At 43.5% G+C, this 17,676-nt stretch carries 19 protein-coding genes and 3 pseudogenes; 21 read left to right on the top strand and 1 reads right to left on the bottom strand.

The window, feature by feature from the left end; all coding sequences use genetic code 11:
* Window positions 1-65: 65 nt before the first annotated feature.
* The 15 genes from L1D60_RS21645 to L1D60_RS21575 all read left to right on the top strand — a co-directional run bounded on the left by L1D60_RS21645 (window position 66) and on the right by L1D60_RS21575 (window position 8,570).
* Window positions 66-647, top strand: coding sequence for an HD domain-containing protein (locus L1D60_RS21645; protein WP_239842962.1), 582 nt, complete (start codon window positions 66-68; stop codon window positions 645-647).
* Between the two features lie 111 nt (window positions 648-758).
* Window positions 759-1,172 (top strand): VOC family protein, encoded by a 414-nt coding sequence (locus L1D60_RS21640; RefSeq protein WP_239842919.1) that lies wholly within the window; start codon window positions 759-761, stop codon window positions 1,170-1,172.
* A 35-nt stretch (window positions 1,173-1,207) separates the two neighbouring features.
* Window positions 1,208-1,687: a GNAT family N-acetyltransferase gene (locus L1D60_RS21635; RefSeq protein ID WP_239842918.1), complete on the top strand. Its 480-nt coding sequence runs from the start codon at window positions 1,208-1,210 to the stop codon at window positions 1,685-1,687.
* A gap of 54 nt (window positions 1,688-1,741) precedes the next feature.
* Entirely contained in the window at window positions 1,742-2,134 is a 393-nt protein-coding gene (locus L1D60_RS21630) for a lysozyme inhibitor LprI family protein (protein ID WP_239842961.1), read from the top strand.
* Window positions 2,135-2,210: 76 nt separating this feature from the next.
* Window positions 2,211-2,660, top strand: a complete 450-nt coding sequence (locus L1D60_RS21625) for a YHS domain-containing (seleno)protein (RefSeq protein WP_239842917.1) — start codon at window positions 2,211-2,213, stop codon at window positions 2,658-2,660.
* A 241-nt stretch (window positions 2,661-2,901) separates the two neighbouring features.
* Window positions 2,902-3,417: an adenylate kinase gene (locus L1D60_RS21620; RefSeq protein ID WP_239842916.1), complete on the top strand. Its 516-nt coding sequence runs from the start codon at window positions 2,902-2,904 to the stop codon at window positions 3,415-3,417.
* A 64-nt stretch (window positions 3,418-3,481) separates the two neighbouring features.
* The gene (gene cutA / locus L1D60_RS21615) at window positions 3,482-3,805 is read left to right on the top strand and encodes a divalent cation tolerance protein CutA (RefSeq protein ID WP_239842915.1); all 324 of its coding nucleotides are present in this window, start codon (window positions 3,482-3,484) and stop codon (window positions 3,803-3,805) included.
* A gap of 28 nt (window positions 3,806-3,833) precedes the next feature.
* A complete protein-coding gene (locus L1D60_RS21610; protein WP_239842914.1) occupies window positions 3,834-4,232 on the top strand; it encodes an ACT domain-containing protein in 399 nt (132 codons plus the stop codon).
* A 95-nt stretch (window positions 4,233-4,327) separates the two neighbouring features.
* Window positions 4,328-4,891 carry a nucleotidyltransferase family protein gene (locus L1D60_RS21605; RefSeq protein WP_239842913.1) on the top strand — a complete coding sequence of 188 codons (564 nt, stop codon included), beginning with the start codon at window positions 4,328-4,330 and terminating at the stop codon, window positions 4,889-4,891.
* Window positions 4,884-5,420 (top strand): GNAT family protein, encoded by a 537-nt coding sequence (locus L1D60_RS21600; protein WP_239842912.1) that lies wholly within the window; start codon window positions 4,884-4,886, stop codon window positions 5,418-5,420. Before L1D60_RS21605 ends, L1D60_RS21600 begins: the two co-directional genes overlap by 8 nt.
* A gap of 81 nt (window positions 5,421-5,501) precedes the next feature.
* Complete coding sequence (locus L1D60_RS21595) at window positions 5,502-5,873, top strand: VOC family protein (protein WP_239842911.1); 372 nt, start codon at window positions 5,502-5,504, stop codon at window positions 5,871-5,873.
* Between the two features lie 69 nt (window positions 5,874-5,942).
* Window positions 5,943-6,440, top strand: coding sequence for a GNAT family N-acetyltransferase (locus tag L1D60_RS21590; protein WP_239842910.1), 498 nt, complete (start codon window positions 5,943-5,945; stop codon window positions 6,438-6,440).
* Between the two features lie 115 nt (window positions 6,441-6,555).
* Window positions 6,556-6,981 carry a bifunctional diaminohydroxyphosphoribosylaminopyrimidine deaminase/5-amino-6-(5-phosphoribosylamino)uracil reductase RibD gene (locus L1D60_RS21585; RefSeq protein ID WP_239842909.1) on the top strand — a complete coding sequence of 142 codons (426 nt, stop codon included), beginning with the start codon at window positions 6,556-6,558 and terminating at the stop codon, window positions 6,979-6,981.
* Window positions 6,982-7,062: 81 nt separating this feature from the next.
* Window positions 7,063-8,028 carry a D-2-hydroxyacid dehydrogenase family protein gene (locus L1D60_RS21580; protein WP_239842908.1) on the top strand — a complete coding sequence of 322 codons (966 nt, stop codon included), beginning with the start codon at window positions 7,063-7,065 and terminating at the stop codon, window positions 8,026-8,028.
* Between the two features lie 125 nt (window positions 8,029-8,153).
* Entirely contained in the window at window positions 8,154-8,570 is a 417-nt protein-coding gene (locus tag L1D60_RS21575; protein ID WP_239842960.1) for a GNAT family N-acetyltransferase, read from the top strand.
* 286 nt (window positions 8,571-8,856) lie between these two features.
* On the opposite strand, the pseudogene L1D60_RS21570 reads toward L1D60_RS21575, so the two are convergent.
* Window positions 8,857-9,042: pseudogene (locus L1D60_RS21570) on the bottom strand (zinc-binding alcohol dehydrogenase family protein); the annotation flags it as partial.
* A gap of 77 nt (window positions 9,043-9,119) precedes the next feature.
* Between L1D60_RS21570 and L1D60_RS21565 the strand changes: the two are divergent.
* The 6 genes and pseudogenes from L1D60_RS21565 to L1D60_RS21540 form a co-directional block, all read left to right on the top strand.
* Window positions 9,120-9,293, top strand: a pseudogene (locus L1D60_RS21565) (LysR family transcriptional regulator); the annotation flags it as partial.
* A 25-nt stretch (window positions 9,294-9,318) separates the two neighbouring features.
* Window positions 9,319-9,447: pseudogene (locus tag L1D60_RS21560) on the top strand (biphenyl 2,3-dioxygenase); the annotation flags it as partial.
* A gap of 104 nt (window positions 9,448-9,551) precedes the next feature.
* The gene (locus L1D60_RS21555) at window positions 9,552-12,404 is read left to right on the top strand and encodes an HD domain-containing phosphohydrolase (RefSeq protein WP_239842907.1); all 2,853 of its coding nucleotides are present in this window, start codon (window positions 9,552-9,554) and stop codon (window positions 12,402-12,404) included.
* A 104-nt stretch (window positions 12,405-12,508) separates the two neighbouring features.
* Window positions 12,509-14,146 (top strand): ABC transporter transmembrane domain-containing protein, encoded by a 1,638-nt coding sequence (locus tag L1D60_RS21550; protein ID WP_239842906.1) that lies wholly within the window; start codon window positions 12,509-12,511, stop codon window positions 14,144-14,146.
* On the top strand, window positions 14,143-16,293 hold the full coding sequence (locus L1D60_RS21545; RefSeq protein ID WP_239842905.1) for an ABC transporter transmembrane domain-containing protein: 2,151 nt from the start codon (window positions 14,143-14,145) through the stop codon (window positions 16,291-16,293). The genes L1D60_RS21550 and L1D60_RS21545 overlap by 4 nt, the downstream gene beginning before the upstream one ends.
* Window positions 16,286-17,599 carry an HlyD family type I secretion periplasmic adaptor subunit gene (locus L1D60_RS21540; RefSeq protein WP_039975270.1) on the top strand — a complete coding sequence of 438 codons (1,314 nt, stop codon included), beginning with the start codon at window positions 16,286-16,288 and terminating at the stop codon, window positions 17,597-17,599. Before L1D60_RS21545 ends, L1D60_RS21540 begins: the two co-directional genes overlap by 8 nt.
* Window positions 17,600-17,676: the final 77 nt, after the last annotated feature.

The raw sequence follows: 17,676 nt of genomic DNA, 5'->3' as shown, positions 1-17,676 counted from the left end.
ACCACTTGCTAATATGATCAGTTTTTGAATATAGGGCTTGTTCTCTACAAGATAGGAGTCAGATGTTGAAAGAAGTTACTCAAATACTCGATTTCATGGTCGAAATTGAAAAGCTCAAAGGTGTATTGAGAAAATCGAGACCCGTTGGCTTGAAGCGGCATGAAAACTCCGGTGAGCACAGTTGGCATGTGTGCATTAGTGCTCTGATGTTAAAAGATTATGCAGACGAGACCATTAACATCGACCGTGTGATCAAAATGCTGTTGATTCACGATCTGGGTGAGATCGACGCCGGTGACAAAATCGTTTATGAATCAGAAACCGCAGAACAAAAGAATAAAGAGTGGAAAGGGGTTAAACGAGTACTCGATATACTGCCAAACCAACAAGGTGAAGAATATTTGGCACTGTGGGAAGAATTTGAACTTGGTGAAAGTGCCGATGCAAAATATGCAAAAGCCATCGACCGCATCCCTCCGCTTCTCCACAACATCAATGACGATGGCTACGGTTGGAAGAAGCACAATATTCCTAAAGAGAAGGTTCTCAACTTCAACCAGCAAAGAATCTCAGCTGGTGGAGAGAAGATATGGGAAGGCGTCGAAGCTAAACTACGACAAGCTATCTCCGATGGGATTCTAACCTAGTCATCCAGTTAGCTCTTCAATTAAGCATAATCATTCTGCTTTGAGTGGCATTGAGAGCTTTCGTCACGGGGGGAGTCATGTAGAATCGGTGTTTTGACGTTAGGGGCCGCCATGACTAAAGCAGTACGACAGCAGATCGGAAACATCGCACTTGTTGTCGAAAACTATGATGATGCTATTGAGTTTTATACTCAGAAACTTCAATTTACGCTAGTTGAGGATACCGATTTAGGCGGTGGTAAACGCTGGGTTCAGGTCGCTCCTCCCAATTCTAACGGCACCAACCTTTTGCTCGCTCAAGCGAGTACCGAATCTCAAACACAAGCCATCGGTAACCAAACGGGTGGTCGCGTGTTTTTGTTTCTTCAAACCAACGACTTTTGGCGTGATTATGAATCCATGAAAGCCAAGGGTGTGACGTTTAACGAAGAGCCTAGAGTCGAAGAGTATGGAACTGTGGTTGTGTTTCAGGATCTGTACGGAAATAAGTGGGATCTGCTGCAGCTAAATCGAAGCGGAAACTAGCGGGCATAACCGTCGACCGCAATCAGGAGGTATAGATGGAACTGAGACAATTTAGACAGGAAGACTACAATACCCTGATTCATTGGATAGACTCAGAACGGCTCAACTATCAGTGGGGCGGCGCGAACTTTGATTTTCCATTAGACCACAAGCAACTCGAACACCATTGCGTGAAACCCGAGGTGCTGCCATTTATCTTCATTTCAAATGGAGAGGAAGCGGGCTATGTTGAGTTGTTCAAAGTGTCAGATTCTCAATATCGTATTTGCCGAGTGTTTGTCACGAACGATTTTCGAGGGCAGGGGCTGGCTAAGATCATGCTTAAACAGCTCATTGAGAAAGCTCGAGTAGAATACAAGGCACAGGTTTTAACGCTAGCTGTGTTTGAGCGAAATGTCGTTGCCAAAGGTTGCTATGAATCTCTTGGTTTCGTGGTGACATCTCGTGAGTCTGGAACGCGCAGTTTTGATGGCGAGTTGTGGGATTTGTTGCTAATGGAAAAACACTACAATTAATAACTTTAGGAACATCAAATGAAAGCTAAAGCTGTGTTACTCGTTTCCTTGGCGATGTTACCGACAACTTCGCTCGCTCAACAAGATGAAATCGACTGCGAAAACGCGATGAACACCTTAGAAATCAATCAATGTGCAGCAATAGAGTTACAAACCGCTGAACAGAAATTGGAGACTTATCTTCAAGCAAGCTTTGAACATAACGCTGAAGATCCAATCTTGGTAGACGCGATTAAGCGATCGCAAGTAGATTGGTCGACGTATATGACTGCTCATTGTGATGCTATCTACACGCAATGGCGAGGTGGCTCTATTCGTGGGGTTATGGCACTTTCTTGCAAAACTGAGTTAACCAAAGACAGAACCCATCAAATCTGGGCCAATTTCTTAACCTATATGGATAGCACACCGCCCGTTTTACCTGAGCCAAAGGTTAGCAGCGATTAGCGTATTTTGGATTTGTGCATCTTGAAATTTTTGCCGCGTTTATCCTCTCTGTATAGATAACATGAGGAGAAACGTTATGAAGTATCTTGCCAAAATTGTTCTAACACTTGTCTTTTGGTTGGGGATTGCCGCCCCTTCTTTTGCTCTTGAACCGATATACAGTGACTTTTTCGGCAAGGCGATCAGAGGCTATGATCCCGTTGCGTACTTCACTCAAAGTAAAGCTGTGGAAGGAAGCGATAATTACCGCTACGAATGGAATGGTGCTGAATGGCGATTTTCCTCACAACGACATCTCGATTTATTCAAAGCGGACCCTGAACAATACGCCCCTCAATACGGCGGATACTGTGCTTGGGCGGTCAGTAAAGGCTATACCGCCAAAATTGACCCGCGAGCTTGGAATATCGTCGATGGCAAGCTTTACCTAAATTACAGTAAATCGGTACAGCAAACTTGGCAGGGTGATATCGCTGGAAACATTGAAAACGCAGACGCCAACTGGCCAAGATTGCTGAATGAGTAAACGAACCAAGTGTCGATTTTCTGAAACAACTAATCATTGATTGTATTTATAAATTCAGTTGACACTCGAACGGATATATATGACATTGGCTGTATGAAATGTAATCGAACAACACTCAACCAACGAATTATCATCATTCTATAAGAATGGTGGGAACTTGTTGTACTGAGAAAAGCTAACCCACCCGGTAAGGTGGGTTTTCTTTTTCTATCTTCCGGGCCGTGTTCTTGGAGGAACTCACATGAAAAAAATCGCCGTTTTTGGTAAGCCCGGTAGTGGCAAATCTACCTTCAGCAAAGCATTAAGCCGATCAGCAGGTGTACCGTTGCATCAACTGGACTCTATCGTCTATCAAGCGAATGGCGAGCCAGTTTCCAAAGACGTTTTTAACCAAGCTCATGACAAGATCTTGCGTGAAGACGCGTGGATCATTGATGGTCTTGGCCCTCTTGGTGCATTTCATCAGCGTTTAGAGTCTGCAGATACCCTTATCTACATCGATTTGCCTTATTTCGTAAGCTATTGGTTCGTCACTAAACGCTGCCTGAAAGGGTTGTTCGCAAAGCCAGAAGGGTGGCCAGATGGCAGTTCAGTCATCAAAGGCACACTCAATAGCTACAAGATGCTTAAACTCTGCCCGGGATTTTGGAATGATGAGTTTATGTCTCGACTGTCTCAGATCTCAGAAGGTAAACAACTGCATGTTGTTAAGAGTACCGCTGAACTCGATAATCTACTTACTCAATTCTCACAATAGCAATGGGCTGGTGTTAATTGTTTGAATAGATTGATACTTTGAACTGTCTGTCAATGGAGTAAAGATGGAATTCAAACTTGAAATATACGCCCCAGAATCAGAGATTATTGCAATTCGAGAGGCTCTGAACTCTGCGGGCGCTGGCGTTGTGGGCAACTATGACAGTGTCATCTCGATAGTGAAAATATCGGGATTTTGGCGTCCAAACTCACAATCTAAGCCCGTCACGGGAGCAAAAGGCCAGATCAACTTTGGTGAAGAGGTTCGCATAGACGTTCGTTGTAAAAGGGAGCGCGTTCAAGCGGCACTCGATACTGTGCGAGCGGTACATCCTTATGAAGAGCCCGCTATTAACATTCTCCCTCTTTATAATCACGAATTTAATTAGACTCGATACTGAAACAAGGATTGTATTTATGTCAGGAATTACCGATCTAGATGAACTTCTGCGTTATATGCGCCCTGAATTAATGCCAACAGAGTTTGTGTTCTGCACGACTTCTGGTGCCTTAGCTGATTATCTCAAGTTAGAGCCTGTAGCCACGTTTATCGAATCAGAAGGGCTGACTCTGGTTCTTGAAAAGTCGCGAGCCGAGAAAGAGGGCTTGGCATTTGAAGGTATCTACCAACAGATCACCCTAACCGTTCATTCAAGTCTGGATGCGGTTGGGCTTACTGCAGCTGTTGCATCCAAGCTCGCGTCTAAAGGGATCAGCGCTAACGTTATTGCTGCTTACTACCACGACCATATTTTTGTACAAAAGGATAAAGCCACTGCTGCGCTATTGGCATTAGAAGAGTTTTCCGTTGAGTGATGAGCATGGATACTAACACTGAGATTTGGCGCAGCTATTCAATGGTAGTGGTGAAACGCTAATATAGGTTTATGAGTATAAATAACGAAAAAGATTTGGATAAAATCGTTCACCTTTTGAAACAAGACCCAATGAGAGTACAAGCCTTGCATTGTGTTAAGAGGTTAGAACTGCCTCAGTGCTACATTGCCGCGGGATTTCTACGAAATTTGGTTTGGGATGCCCTGCATAACAGGACTAAACCAACGCCTTTGAATGATATTGATGTTGTCTATTTCGATGATGATGAAGTGGACCCCAATGCCTGTTTCAAGCATGAGGCTTGGCTCAATATACAAATGCCACAGTTTAATTGGCAGGTTCGCAACCAAGTTTTGATGCATCACAGAAACAACGACCAACCTTATAAAAGCACGCTCGATGCCATGAGTTATTGGCCTGAAAAAGAGACGGCTGTTGGTGTTAGAGTCACGGCAAACAAAGATTACGAGTGTGTTTCTGCCTTCGGTTTTGAATCTCTATTCAATGGACACATCACGTATAACCCGAAAAGACCGCGTTCGCTATTTGATCAACGAGTATACGCAAAGAACTGGCTCGTTTTATGGCCATCGCTCAAAGTGGTTTATGGCAGTGCAAAGGAATCGCAAGATGTTTAAATTGGAAACAGAGCGACTAATTCTGAGAGACATGACACTCGATGATCAAGATGCTTTTGTCGCAATGTCTCAAGACGCAAAGTATCAACGTTTCTATGATGAAAATGATTGTGATCCAAATAAATATAAGCAACTCACTGAACTATTTGTGGCACAGTCAACGGAAAGCCCAAGGCAAGCTTATCAACTCGCTGTTGAACTAAAGAGCACCAATGAGTTTATAGGTACGGTTTGTTTGAGATTAGAGCAAGACCGGCAAGCCTCTATGGGCTGTGCTTTCTCTCGAACTTCACAAGGAAGTCAGCTAGCTCAAGAAGCGGCATTTAAACTCGCTGATTTCGGTTTTAAGGAATTGGGTGTTCATCGTATTTACGCTGAGACCATCAGTCGTAATTTGGCTGCGATAAACCTTTGTCGTCGCTTAGGCATGCGTAAAGAGGCGCATTTAAAAGAGCATCGTTTCTTTAAAGGGCAGTGGTGGGACACTGTCATTATGGGGGTACTGTACAGTGAGTGGTGTGATTTTTAACCAAAGTTCAGATAATTCACCTGCACTGTTTTTATATACAGCATTGTTATGTATCCTATCCTAAAAAAGGAGTAGTACACGATGATCTTAAATCATATCTCTATTGGTGTTTCTGACCTCGAAAAAGCGGTTTCCTTCTATGACGCTGTTCTTGAGACTCTCTCTATAAATCGAACGCATTATATTGAGAATGCTGCCGCCGCTTACGGTGAACGTTTTGAGTTTTGGATAGGGTATCCAATTGAAGGTAGGGTGACGTCGGGTAATGGTGTGCATGTCGCATTGAATGCGCCATCCAAAGACGCAGTCATGCGCTTCTATAAAACGGCTCTTGATTTAGGGGGGCGATGTGAAGGACAGCCTGGCCCTAGACCTGAATATGGTGAAACTTACTTTGCGGCGTTTGTGCGAGATCCTGACGGGAACAAGTTAGAGGCTGTATTCCTGCAGTAATAAAGAAACTTCGCCATAGACATAATTTCATAATAAGCACCATAAATTAAAAAGTAAGAAGTAGTGACCATGGAAATTAGAACAGGGAAGTTAAATGATGTTTTGAGCATTACGGATATTTTCAATTATTACATTGAACATTCTAATGCTCGCTTTGAGGAGTCCCCGCTGTCATTAGACAATCGATTGAAGTGGTTCTCCCAGTTTGAGCCAGACAGTAGACATCAAATCTATGTGGCGAGCGATAACGGTAAGCTTATAGGGTTCGCTTGTTCCCAACCATATAGAGGTATGGCTGCCTTTGATGAAACTGTAGAGGTAACGGTTTATCTGGCGCCGTTTATTCAGGGGAAAGGGGTTGGTTCTAAGCTTTATGAGAAACTATTTAGCGCCATCCAAGCTCATGGTGTTCATCGGGTTTTATCAGGTGTCGCCTTGCCGAATGAGGCTTCAATAGCGCTACATAAGCGTTTTGGTTTTAGAGAAGTGGGTGTCTTTAATGAATATGCAAAGAAGAACGGTGAGTACATAAGCTCGATGTGGTTAGAAAAGATATTTGATGAATAATTCGATGGCGATTCGAAGTTGGTTAAAAAGGGAAAGTCGAGATTTTAATTACAACTCAATGTGTTAGATTAGCTCTCATCGAGAGCAATTTGAATACTGAGAGGCGCAGAATCTAATGGACGAAACGTACATGCTTAGAGCGTTACAGATTTCTAAGCAAGCCCTGCCGATGTGTATTCCTAACCCGCCCGTAGGTTGCGTTCTAGTTAAAAATGACAAGATTGTTGCTGAAGGTTACACACAAGCCGTGGGTGGTAACCATGCCGAAGTTGAAGCTCTTAACGCTTATCAAGGCTCGGCAGAAGGTGTGACTGCCTACGTTACATTAGAGCCATGCTCATTCGTAGGTCGCACTCCTGCTTGTGCCCGTACATTAGCGAAGTTTGGTATTAAGAAAGTCGTCGTGGGTATGTTGGATCCAGATCCTCGAAATAACGGACGTGGAATTGAAATATTAAAACAAGCTGGTGTCGATGTTGTCATCGGTATTTGCGCAGAACAGGTCGCAGCTCACCTCGGGCCTTATCTCAACCAGTCTTAGGAATCCCACAGTCTTATCAAAACAACATCCCTCAGTGGCTAGCGTTAGTAGAAAAAGAATTATAACGATAAGGAGAAAACCGTGAAAATATCAGTATTGGATGATTATCAAAATGCAGTTCAAGATCTTGATTGTTTTGGTTTGCTAGAAGGGCAAGATGTCACTGTCTTTAATGAGACCTACTCAGAACAAGAATTGGTTGAGAAGTTGGTGAATGTCCAAGCTCTAGTTCTGATTCGAGAACGTACCCAGATAACGGAATCGCTCTTATCTAAACTCCCGAACCTTGAAGTGATCAGTCAAACGGGCAAGGTAAGCAATCATATTGATGTACAGCTTTGTGAAAAATACGGAGTGAAAGTACTAGAGGGTCGCGGTTCGCCAGTTGCCCCTTCAGAACTCTGTTGGGCACTAATAATGGCAGCAAGCCGACATATTCCTAGTTACACATCGAATCTTGCAAATGACCAGTGGCAAAGTTCAGGTAGCTTAGGGCTTGGGCGAACCTTAAAAGGGCTGAAGCTGGGTATTTGGGGCTATGGGAAGATAGGACAACGAATTGCTCTATATGCGAAAGCGTTTGAAATGTCAGTCGTAGTATGGGGAAGCCAAGCTTCGCGAGACTTGGCAAAATCACATGGCTTTGAGGCCTCTGAATCCAAACGCGCCTTTTTTCAAGAAGTGGATGTTCTGTCTCTTCATCTGCGTTTGAATGAGGTAACGCGAGGGTGTGTTACGGCTGAAGATCTAAGAACAATGAAGTCAGATTCCTTGTTTGTGAATACCAGTCGTTCAGAGCTTGTCGAGACTGATGCACTGTTTAACGAACTTAAATCCAATCCGAGCAAACGAGCGGCTGTCGATGTTTTTGATTGTGAGCCCGCAACTAAAAGCACAGAGCCTCTGCTTTCTCTACCTAACGTTACTGCGACCCCTCATTTAGGATATGTAGAGCAAGGAAGCTACGAGCTCTATTTTAAAATTGCGTTCGAAAATCTTATGGCATATATCTCTCAGAATAGAGCGCTTAAAGAAGCGTGCGATTGATGGAGTCACATGATTAAGTTTGAATAACTTAACTGCGAATAGATTTAGCATTTATAGATTCATTATATTTGGCACTTTTGTAAGGTGTTTAGGTTTAAGTAAGGAAATAAGTCGTGTTACGAGAAATGGAAATCTCAGACTATCAGCAGGTCATGAACCTTTGGTCTGAAACGGAAGGTATGCGATTAAGGGAAGCAGACTCCGAAGAAAATATCGGAAAGTATCTCGAGCGTAACCCAAACCTGAGTTTTGTTGCTGTGCAAGGCGAGCAGATCGTTGGGGCGATTTTGGTGGGAACAGATGGTCGTCGTGGGTATATCCAACATTTAGCCGTATCGAAGGCTTGTCGTGGTCAGGGGATTGGCGCGAAGCTTATATCAAACGCAGTGGATGCCTTGTCATCCATTGGCATTGCTAAAACCCACTTGTTTGTCATCAACGATAATCTGAATGCACAAGCGTTTTATGAAAATATAGGTTGGTACCCACGTGATGAGGTGCGTATGTTTTCATTTAATGCATCGACGGTAGGCAATATTTAGATAGCTAAATGTCAAAAAGGTCGGGCGTGATTTGTGTATCGAACTTTAGCTTAAACGTCGCTCCGAACGTTATATTTAAGTGACGTTGTCAGGCGTAGTGGCGTGGTTATGAGGCTGAGTTCATAGCGTAAGCCTAGTGACAAATAAAAGAGCCACAATTGAGTGGCTCTTTGCGTATTTGGACATTTCTAACGCAGAGGAATGGGGCTTGGTTATTACTTACAATACCCTAATACTTGATCGCAGTTTTGCCGATTGAAGCACTACTTTCGATACGTTGGTGCGCATCTTTGGCATTACGAATACGGATTTTGGCATCTGCCGGATTAGTAGAAGTGGCACTCACCTTAACGAGTAGGTCGTTGTCTTTTACTTCTGGAATATCGGTTTCAAACTCAAACAGACTGTCTTGGTCTGTGATCGGAAGTGATTGAGTAAACCCTATTGCTTTCATTTTTATTGGTGCTGTCATGGTGCTTCCTTTTGACTGGGCGGAGTGACTTCAACCTAATTTTTAAGTCGTGATCAACTCAATTTGGCCCATTCAATATCACGGGAAGGGTGGTCAGTGTCATGAAAGACTACAAACCTACTCCTACTGAACTTTGGCTAGTATGTCCAAGTCGCCAATCTATCACTCCCACCGTTCGACTGTTGAGAGATTTGTTCAGAGAGAAGACCAGAAACATTCTTAGCAAACTGGCCCAGCAAGGCGCGATTTAGTAGAGGTTTCATCGTGACGATAGCCGCGTCGCTGGTTGATACGTTAAGCTTTCAAGCACGGCCGTTTTACGAAAAACACCACTATGAATGCCAAATGGTATTAGAAAATTACCCATTGGATTCATCGCTGTCGTTTCTTACGAAAAAGCTGTAAATAGCTTGGGTTTCAATAGATAAGGTAACTAAGAAACTACACGCTTAATCAAATTAGAGACTATGTTTTTATATGTAGATAACCATCTAGTTGGGTAAGCGATAATGAGACAGAACACAAAAGCGTTACCAATACACATACATTTAACGGTAATCATCATTTTGATTGTCGTTATTGCATCAAGCGTTCAGATTTTCGTTACCAATAAAGGTTTATCTACACTCATACTAGAAGCTAACAGTAAACTGTTTGATCGTATTGAGCTTGAAACTCGGTACAAACTCAATAGCCATTACAGTACTGCTTTTTCTGCTTTAAGTTCCTTCGCTCATAGTGAGAAAAACCAAGCAGCGACTCTAGAGGGCAGAGAAGAATTGCTGCCAAAGATCACCTACCTCTTAGAACAGTTCCCACATATCGTCTCCTACTCCTTTCATTATCCATCCGGCGATTTATTCAAAGTCATTCACCTTGAGAAAATAGCGGTTCGTAAGCAGTTCACTGTAGATCCTAAAACTCAGTATTTGCTGATACATACTATGGGTGACAGTCTCTATACCAAAGGCTTGGATAGTGAGTTTCGAGAAGTATACGTCAAAGACTTAAATATCGAGCCGTTATTAAGCAATATTTCTAAATGGGAACACTTGGCAACCCGTGATGCAAATAAGGTATCAAAACCGACTCCTATTTTAGGGGAAGGCTCACTTGGCATTACTGTTTTTAGAAAGAGTAATGATGGCACCGTTGTGAGTGCAGGAGTGCTCTTGGAGGATCTACAATCATCTTTGAAAGATACGCTCATGACTAATTCATCTTTAAGGGCATTATATAATGATGAAGGTGATGTTTATGCGATGATTGCTAATCAAAACGTAGATGAACCTGATAATCCAAATAAGACAGACCTGAAGAGCGATTTGCTTTTAAAGCTACTTGATGAAAATAGAGAGCAAGATAAAGGGATACTGGGAAAGTTCGAATTTGAAGGAGAGAGTTGGATCGGAAAGGTTGTGACAATCAAGCCTTTGAACAGTGAGCATATTCATTTGCTAATGGCGACCAAAACTGCGGATCTGTTTGATAGCGGTTTGTTAGTCAAAAACCAAACAATTTACGCGTCTCTGCTCATCTTCATTCTTATGTTGCCAGTCATTTATTTGGTATCCACTTATATATCCAAACCTATACAACGAGTAACAAAAAGAGCGTTAGACATAGAACGTTTTAGATTTGATGATACTTTCTTGGAAGATAGTTTTATCAGAGAGATTCATGATCTTAACTACGCTCAAATGTCGACTCAAGAAACGATTAAGCAGTTTATTTCATTAACTAATAATATTGCTAGACAAGAAAATCTAGATGACATGCTTAGTTTAGTATGTCGAGATACCGCTCACGCTGTTGAAGCTAATGGGGTCTTACTTTACTTACTGGATGTCGAAGAAAAAACCTTGGTCCCGAAGTTTGTCTGGTGGGAAGGCATTGAGAATGACAATTTACAAGCTAAGGACATTCCGGTTGCAGATGCGAGTCGATTTATTCAAGAGGTTTTTGTAGCAAAAAAACCAACGGTCTTTAGTGTGGATGAGCTTCCTCGTATTACATTTCAAACGAATGGAGTGGGTGACGGAGAAGTGATTTTCATTCCGCTGGCATCTCGCTCAGGAGAAGTTATCGGCTCTTTTGGTCTATTGTATGAGAATGACAATGCGGAAGAGTATTATGAGCAATACGCTAACTACTTGAACACGCTGTTAGGTTTTACTTCAGTGACTATCGAGACACACAATATGCTTGATGATCAAAAAGCATTGTTAGAATCCTTTATTCAGGTGATTGCAGGGTCTTTAGATAAAAAATCCCCATATACTGGGAATCACTGTCAAAGAGTCCCGATCATTACACAGTGGTTAACGCAGGCAGCACAAGAGTCTGAAAGTGAAGTATTTGGTCACTTCAGGCTTAACTCAAAGCAATGGGACGAGTTAAAGATGGCCAGTTGGTTGCACGACTGCGGCAAAATAACGACCCCAGAGCATGTTGTTGATAAGGCAACAAAGCTAGAAACCATTTACGATCGTATCCATGAAGTCCGAATGCGCTTTGAAGTCCTAAAAAGGGAGAGTGAAATCGGCTTACTCAAGCAAAACATCTCTCACTTACCAAATGAATTTCATGAGCAACTAGCTCAACGCCACGAAGAAATTGATGATGACTTTGAGTTTATCGCCAACCTTAACCTGGGAAGTGAGTTTGTGGATGATGAAGCGCTCAAACGTCTAGAAGAAATTGCTAACAAGACATGGACTCGAACCTTAAGTAAAACTGCAGGTATTTCTTGGGTTGAGAAACAACGTTATGAAGAAGATGTTGAACTTCCTGTCTGTGAACCGTTATTAAGTGACCGCCCTGAACACTTGATTCCATGGGATTTTCGTCCAACTAACGAAGAGCGGTTTACTCTCAAGCCTACAGCTTACCAAGCTAATATCGGCGAGGTGTACAACCTATCGATCCAGCGAGGGACTTTAACCAATGAGGAAAGGTTCATTATCAATGACCATATCATTCAAACGATCCAAATCCTTGAGTCCCTTCCTTTCCCCAAACACATGCGTAATGTGGCGAAGATCGCTGGTGGACATCATGAAAAAATCGATGGGACGGGCTACCCAATGGGGCTCAAAGGTGAAGAAATGCCGATTACGGCTAAAATTATGGCCATCGCAGATGTGTTTGAAGCACTAACAAGCTCGGACCGACCATATAAGCAAGCCAAGTCATTGTCTGAATCGATTCGAATTATGAGCTTTATGGTTAAAGATAATCATCTAGATCGAGATCTGTTTGAGTTATTCCTTACCTCAGGCGTCTATAAGCGGTTTGCGGATGAATTTATGGATGAAAGCCAGATTGATACGTTCGATATTCAGCAATATATCCGCAAATAGAGTGGTGATGTACTTAGTTTTTCTATATTAAATTCAGCTTGTTACCTTGCAGAAGATGAAAGTATGTACCAATCTTATTTCATAAGCATGGATAAGGATTGTGTATGCCAGTAACGTCAGTAAAAAACAAAGGGGTAGTAAGGAAAGTCTTGCTGCCTTCTTTACTTATTAACCTCTTGTCATTAGCCGTTCCATTAACGGTTCTCCAGATCTACGATCGCATTCTCCCCAATCAAAGTTATGGTACGGCCACGCTGCTTTTAGCCGGAGCGACACTAGCCGTAGCCATGGAAGCACTCATACGTTTTGTTCGCACTTGGCTTTTGTCTGCGGCGGCCAGCAATACCGAGAAAGCAACCTATCAAACCTTGGTGGAAAGGGTGACTAATGCTTCATCAAGTCATCTTCGTCATTTAGGTGTTGGTGGTGTAGAAGAAGGGCTCGGCTCTGTATCCAAAGTTAAAGATTGGTATTCTGGTGGAATAATCTCTGGATTTATCGATTTGCCTTTTGCATTGATCTTTCTAGGGCTGGTGGCTTATATCGGCGGTGAATTAGTGGCGATACCTGTGGCAGTTTGGCTCATTACGCTTAGTATTGTTTGGCTGTCTTCTATCCGCGTGAAAAGTTTAAGTGAAGAAGCTTCTAAAGATGAGAAGGAGAGAAAAGCCTTCTTGATTCTTCTTAGCCAAACCATTCAGGGTATTAAACGTCAGGCTGTTGAGTCTCGAATTTTTAATCAGTTTAAATCGCTTAATAATGTCCGCTCTCAATCCAAAGCCAAAGAAGAAGAACAGAACGCCTTCGCTCAAGAATGTATTCAGCTTGCTGCACTCGCGACTTCTGTTCTGTTGGTGATTACCGGGAGCTTGTGGGTATTGGATGGTCAATTAACCACGGGTGGGTTAGCAGCATGCTCCATCTTGTCAGGTAGAGCTGTGGCGCCTCTGAGTGCTCTGGTTGGGGTTCGAATCAAGCTCAATTCAATCCATAGTGCTAATCAGGCAATAGAAAAGTTAGGAGACTTATCACTGTCTGATTCTGCTAGTTCTGAGCTTAGTTTCTCTGACTTTGAGACTTTAGAAGTCAAGCAAGCTACCGTTGAAAGATATGGTGAACTCGCTAGGGCGGATGTGACGCTAAATAAAGGCGAACTGGTGCTGTTAGAGAGTGAAGATCGCCACACCAATAGTCACTTGCTGTCTTCGATTGCAGGGATTGATGATTTAGCCGCGGGTGAGTGCTTCATTAATGGTGAAGCCGTTTCAATTGCATCTGTTGCTCAAGCTACAGCTTACTGCGGGGTTAAAGGGCAGTTAGTCTCAGGTACGATTCTGGATAATTTGTGTGGATTTGATCCTGAGAGAACACAAAGCGCCAATGATTACGCTGTGCGCTTAGGATTAACCAAAGAAATTACGCGTTTACCTGATGGGTTAGAAACACAAATTGGTCATACGAGTGCTTCTTTGTTGAGTATGGGCAACATTAAGATGCTCAATATTGCGACTCAATTGGCGAGTGGCAAGCCCGTTATCATGCTAGAGAGACCGGATTCCTCGCTAGACCTCAATGCTCTCGGTAACCTGCTTAAGGTGTTGGAAGAAGAAGTCTTGGCAGGGCGCACCATATTGGTGGTGAGCTATCATGCAAAACTTCGCGAACTAGCGAGTCGAACAATTACAGTAGAAAACGGTTCGATTGCCGAAGACAGTACTAATCAGGGGGAGGTCATTGCATGAATCGTTTAGATAGTAATCGCCATGGCGAAACAGACGGTCAACATGAGCCGATGAACCGACTGGAAACTGAAAGCCTTTCTGTGCTCAAGGAGTTGGAAGTTAATGCGAATATCCAACTGTTCGCTCGCCAATGGGTTGATGAGAACGGCATTGAATCGATTGATGATATGTTTGCCCTGTTTGATAGGCTTGCATTGCCATATCGCTTGGTTGCCAACCTAGATGAAGTAGGCGATCACAAATTAGTTCTGCTGGTTCTCGGTGAAAATGAATTGGTTTCTGGTCACTTGGAGTCAAAACAGTTTGTTGCCGTTGATGGCAATGAAGACGTTTCAGACATTCCTCAATTTTGCATTGTGATTGAAGGGGCTCCATTGGAGAAGGCTTCTCCGGATTGGGTTGGTGAACGGTTACATGCTTTTCGTCCTATCATTCCTAAATTGCTCTTAGTCAGCTTTATCACCAATTTATTTGCTCTCGCAGTGCCATTCATCACGATGTCGATCTATGACCATGTTATTGGTGGCGATGCTGGGCACGAACTGCAAGGTATCGCTATTGGTGCCGCCTTGTTGTTTGTGATGATGGGCTGGTTAAGAACATTGCGTAGTCGAGTGTTTGCTTCTGTGTCTAACCGAGTTAGCCGCGAGATATCTCAATCCCTTGTGCAACGACTACTAAGAAATAGCTATGCGCAAAACCAGCAAACGGCCTCGTCTAGTCAACAGAACCAAGTGATGTTATCTGAGCGTATTTCAGGTGTGTTATCAGGACCACTCGGTAATGCGTTGTTTGATTTGCCTTTCATTGCCATTTTTGTCCTTGCGATAGGTGTGCTAGGTGGCTGGCTGGTATTGGTTCCAATTGTCTCTTTGGTTCTGTATTACCTGTTAGCTAAGCGCTCGATACGTTCGAGTAGTAAGCGCTCAATGCAATCGACGGTAGCGGGCACTAATCGTCAAAATATGACTAATGAGTTGTCGTCCAAGCTCGCCTTTATTCGTAGTGCTGGGTTTTCAGAGCACTGGATCCAACGTTTCCAAAAGGCCAATCTGCTTGCCTCTACAGTGACGTTCAATCAATCGGTTCTCCAAAGTCGATACACCTCGATTTATTACTTTATCGGAGTGGGCTCAACATTGGCTGTTATGGGCTTAGGAATTGGACTTATTTTCGAACAAGTGATGACGCCCGGTGGCTTGATTGCATCAATGATGCTGATATCTAAAGTGACTGGGCCTGCGCAGGTGTTGGCAAACAGTGCGATGCGTTTTAATAGCTTTAATCAATCTAAGCTGCAGGTAAATCGTATTCTGTCTCAGCCGTCTGAACGTGAATTCAGTTACCAACATCATCCATTGCCAACGGTTGCTCCGAACTTGAAGTTAGATCAAGTGACTCTCCGTTACCCTAAACAGAGTCGCCCTGCATTGAATGGGGTAAGTTTTGATGTCGAAGCGGGCGATATTGTGGCGATTACAGGCCCTTCAGGCAGTGGTAAATCGACATTAATTGAAGTGTTGTCTGGTTTACAGCCTATCCAAAACGGTATGGTCGAGCTTGAAGGCGTTAACCTCGTTCAATACGACCCGCAGCTCTATCGTCACTGGTGTTTCATTCGCGCCGCTTACCCCGACTTACTTACATTGAGTATTCGAGAGTGGCTGAGCGATGGGCATAAAGTTGAAGAGCAGAAAATGATCTCAGCCATTGATATGGTAGGCGGCAAGCGCTGGTTCTCCACACTACCAGATGGGTTGGATACCTCTATCAGTAGCATCCAACCGGATAGCCTGTTTGATATGTTGTCAGGCACTGTCGCTCAGATCCTTATTGACGCGAAAGCTTTGGTTTATGATTACCCGATGTTCCTAATGGATAATCCGGTGCCTGATGGCCATCCCAATGCTAAACGTGTATTCGGTGAGTTCTTGGCGATGAAGAAAGGAAAAGCAACGGTGATCTATACGTCGCATGATCCTGACTTGATTAAGCTCGCTGATAAAGTCGTGGTGTTAGACGAGGGCGCTGTGGTTTATGCAGGTCCTCTCGAGCAGCCATCAGAGTCTCAAGAGCAGCAGTTATCTGACACACAAGAGTTACCAAAGCAAAAAGTAGAGTCAAAGCAAGGAGTCGCTAATGGCTAAAAAATCTATCGAGACTGGCAAGCGTTACGGCGAGCTTGTTGAATCACAAAATACAGCTCGAACATTGGCGCTGGCGACATGGTCAGTTGCCTTGTGTGTTATCGCTTTTGTCACGTGGTCTGTGGTCACTCAAGTGGATGAAATCGCAAAGGCAAAGGGTGCGGTGATTCCTGAAGGGGAAAAGCAAGTATTACAAAGTGCCATTGGTGGTAAGTTAAAGCAAATTCTTGTTAAAGAAGGGCAATTGGTAGAGAAAGGTCAGCCACTTGTTGAATTTGACGCTACCTTCCAGCGCACGGCTCTCGAAGAGTTGAAATCTCAACAAGTAACCTTGCTTGCGAGTATCGAACGTATGAACGCGTTATTGGATAACCGTGAGCCGAATTTTGGGGAGTTTGAAATTGATTTCCCGGAGATCGTTAGCCAACAAAAAGCTCAGTTAAATGCTCAAAAAGGGCTCTACTATCAAAAACGCATTGTACTGGAAAAGGACAGTGAGCAGATAGCAGAGCAGCTTCGTGTCGTAGAAAAGTCTCTACCTAGCTATGACAAAGAGCTAAGTGCCACTAAGCAAGAGCTAAACATCTTGGAAAAAGGTTATAAAGCCGGGAACATCTCTCGTTTACGCGTGCTTGAAATGCGCCAAAAGTTGGCGAGCATAGAGCAGAAAATTGAAGAGGCTCGCGGCAAGAAGTCGGTTCTGATTAAGCAGGCAGACAGCAATGAGCAAAAAATTGAGCAACTTCTTGCGGAGGCCAAAGCAAAAGTCAGTGACGATCGATCCAAAGCGGTATCAGATTTGTCTGCACTTAACGCTCGGGTGCGTTCAAGCCAAGCGAAATTGACGAACACCATGTTAGTGTCACCGCTACAAGGCTTGGTACAAAGCCTGCCAAGCACGCAAAACGGTGGTGTTATTCAGCCAGGTGGCACTGTGGTTGAGATTGTTCCTGTCGGCGGTAAAGCCGATTTTAAAGCTCGCTTATCTCCGAGGGATATTGGTTTTGTGAACGTGGGTCAGCCAACTCGAATCAAGATTGATGCGTTTGATTACAGCCGTTTTGGTGCTTTAAAAGGGGAGGTTGAGAGTATTTCACCGACCACAAGCCAAAGTGAACGAGGTGAAATCTATTATGAAGTGGTGGTGTCTGTGGAAACGCCATACTTTCGTGATAACCCTGAAAGCTTTTCCATTCTTCCTGGTATGACGGGTGAGGTAGACATCACGACGGGCGAGAAGTCGGTGTTTCAATACCTTTGGAAGCCGATCTATACCAATATCAGTGTTGCATTTGGAGAAAGGTAACTCAAAGAGTCACAACCCTCTCTTTGTTCAGAACGATACAAGAAACAATCACTAAAAAGGGAGCACATGGCGTGCTC

The organism is Vibrio sp. Isolate30 (assembly GCF_022397975.1).
GTDB lineage: Bacteria > Pseudomonadota > Gammaproteobacteria > Enterobacterales > Vibrionaceae > Vibrio > Vibrio fortis.
The sequence above is the reverse complement of the archived record's forward strand: the minus strand, read 5'-3'. Positions and strand labels throughout refer to the sequence as shown.

Bases quoted from the DNA above. Each gene is read 5' to 3' on its own strand.
- L1D60_RS21625 (WP_239842917.1), top strand. From the start codon at position 2,211: ATGAAGTATCTTGCCAAAATTGTTCTAACACTTGTCTTTTGGTTGGGG.
- L1D60_RS21630 (WP_239842961.1), top strand. From the start codon at position 1,742: ATGTTACCGACAACTTCGCTCGCTCAACAAGATGAAATCGACTGCGAA.
- L1D60_RS21555 (WP_239842907.1), top strand. From the start codon at position 9,552: ATGAGACAGAACACAAAAGCGTTACCAATACACATACATTTAACGGTA.
- L1D60_RS21640 (WP_239842919.1), top strand. From the start codon at position 759: ATGACTAAAGCAGTACGACAGCAGATCGGAAACATCGCACTTGTTGTC.
- L1D60_RS21585 (WP_239842909.1), top strand. From the start codon at position 6,556: ATGGACGAAACGTACATGCTTAGAGCGTTACAGATTTCTAAGCAAGCC.
- L1D60_RS21540 (WP_039975270.1), top strand. From the start codon at position 16,286: ATGGCTAAAAAATCTATCGAGACTGGCAAGCGTTACGGCGAGCTTGTT.
- L1D60_RS21550 (WP_239842906.1), top strand. From the start codon at position 12,509: ATGCCAGTAACGTCAGTAAAAAACAAAGGGGTAGTAAGGAAAGTCTTG.
- cutA (WP_239842915.1), top strand. From the start codon at position 3,482: ATGGAATTCAAACTTGAAATATACGCCCCAGAATCAGAGATTATTGCA.
- L1D60_RS21595 (WP_239842911.1), top strand. From the start codon at position 5,502: ATGATCTTAAATCATATCTCTATTGGTGTTTCTGACCTCGAAAAAGCG.
- L1D60_RS21635 (WP_239842918.1), top strand. From the start codon at position 1,208: ATGGAACTGAGACAATTTAGACAGGAAGACTACAATACCCTGATTCAT.
- L1D60_RS21610 (WP_239842914.1), top strand. From the start codon at position 3,834: ATGTCAGGAATTACCGATCTAGATGAACTTCTGCGTTATATGCGCCCT.
- L1D60_RS21620 (WP_239842916.1), top strand. From the start codon at position 2,902: ATGAAAAAAATCGCCGTTTTTGGTAAGCCCGGTAGTGGCAAATCTACC.
- L1D60_RS21600 (WP_239842912.1), top strand. From the start codon at position 4,884: ATGTTTAAATTGGAAACAGAGCGACTAATTCTGAGAGACATGACACTC.
- L1D60_RS21545 (WP_239842905.1), top strand. From the start codon at position 14,143: ATGAATCGTTTAGATAGTAATCGCCATGGCGAAACAGACGGTCAACAT.
- L1D60_RS21590 (WP_239842910.1), top strand. From the start codon at position 5,943: ATGGAAATTAGAACAGGGAAGTTAAATGATGTTTTGAGCATTACGGAT.
- L1D60_RS21575 (WP_239842960.1), top strand. From the start codon at position 8,154: ATGGAAATCTCAGACTATCAGCAGGTCATGAACCTTTGGTCTGAAACG.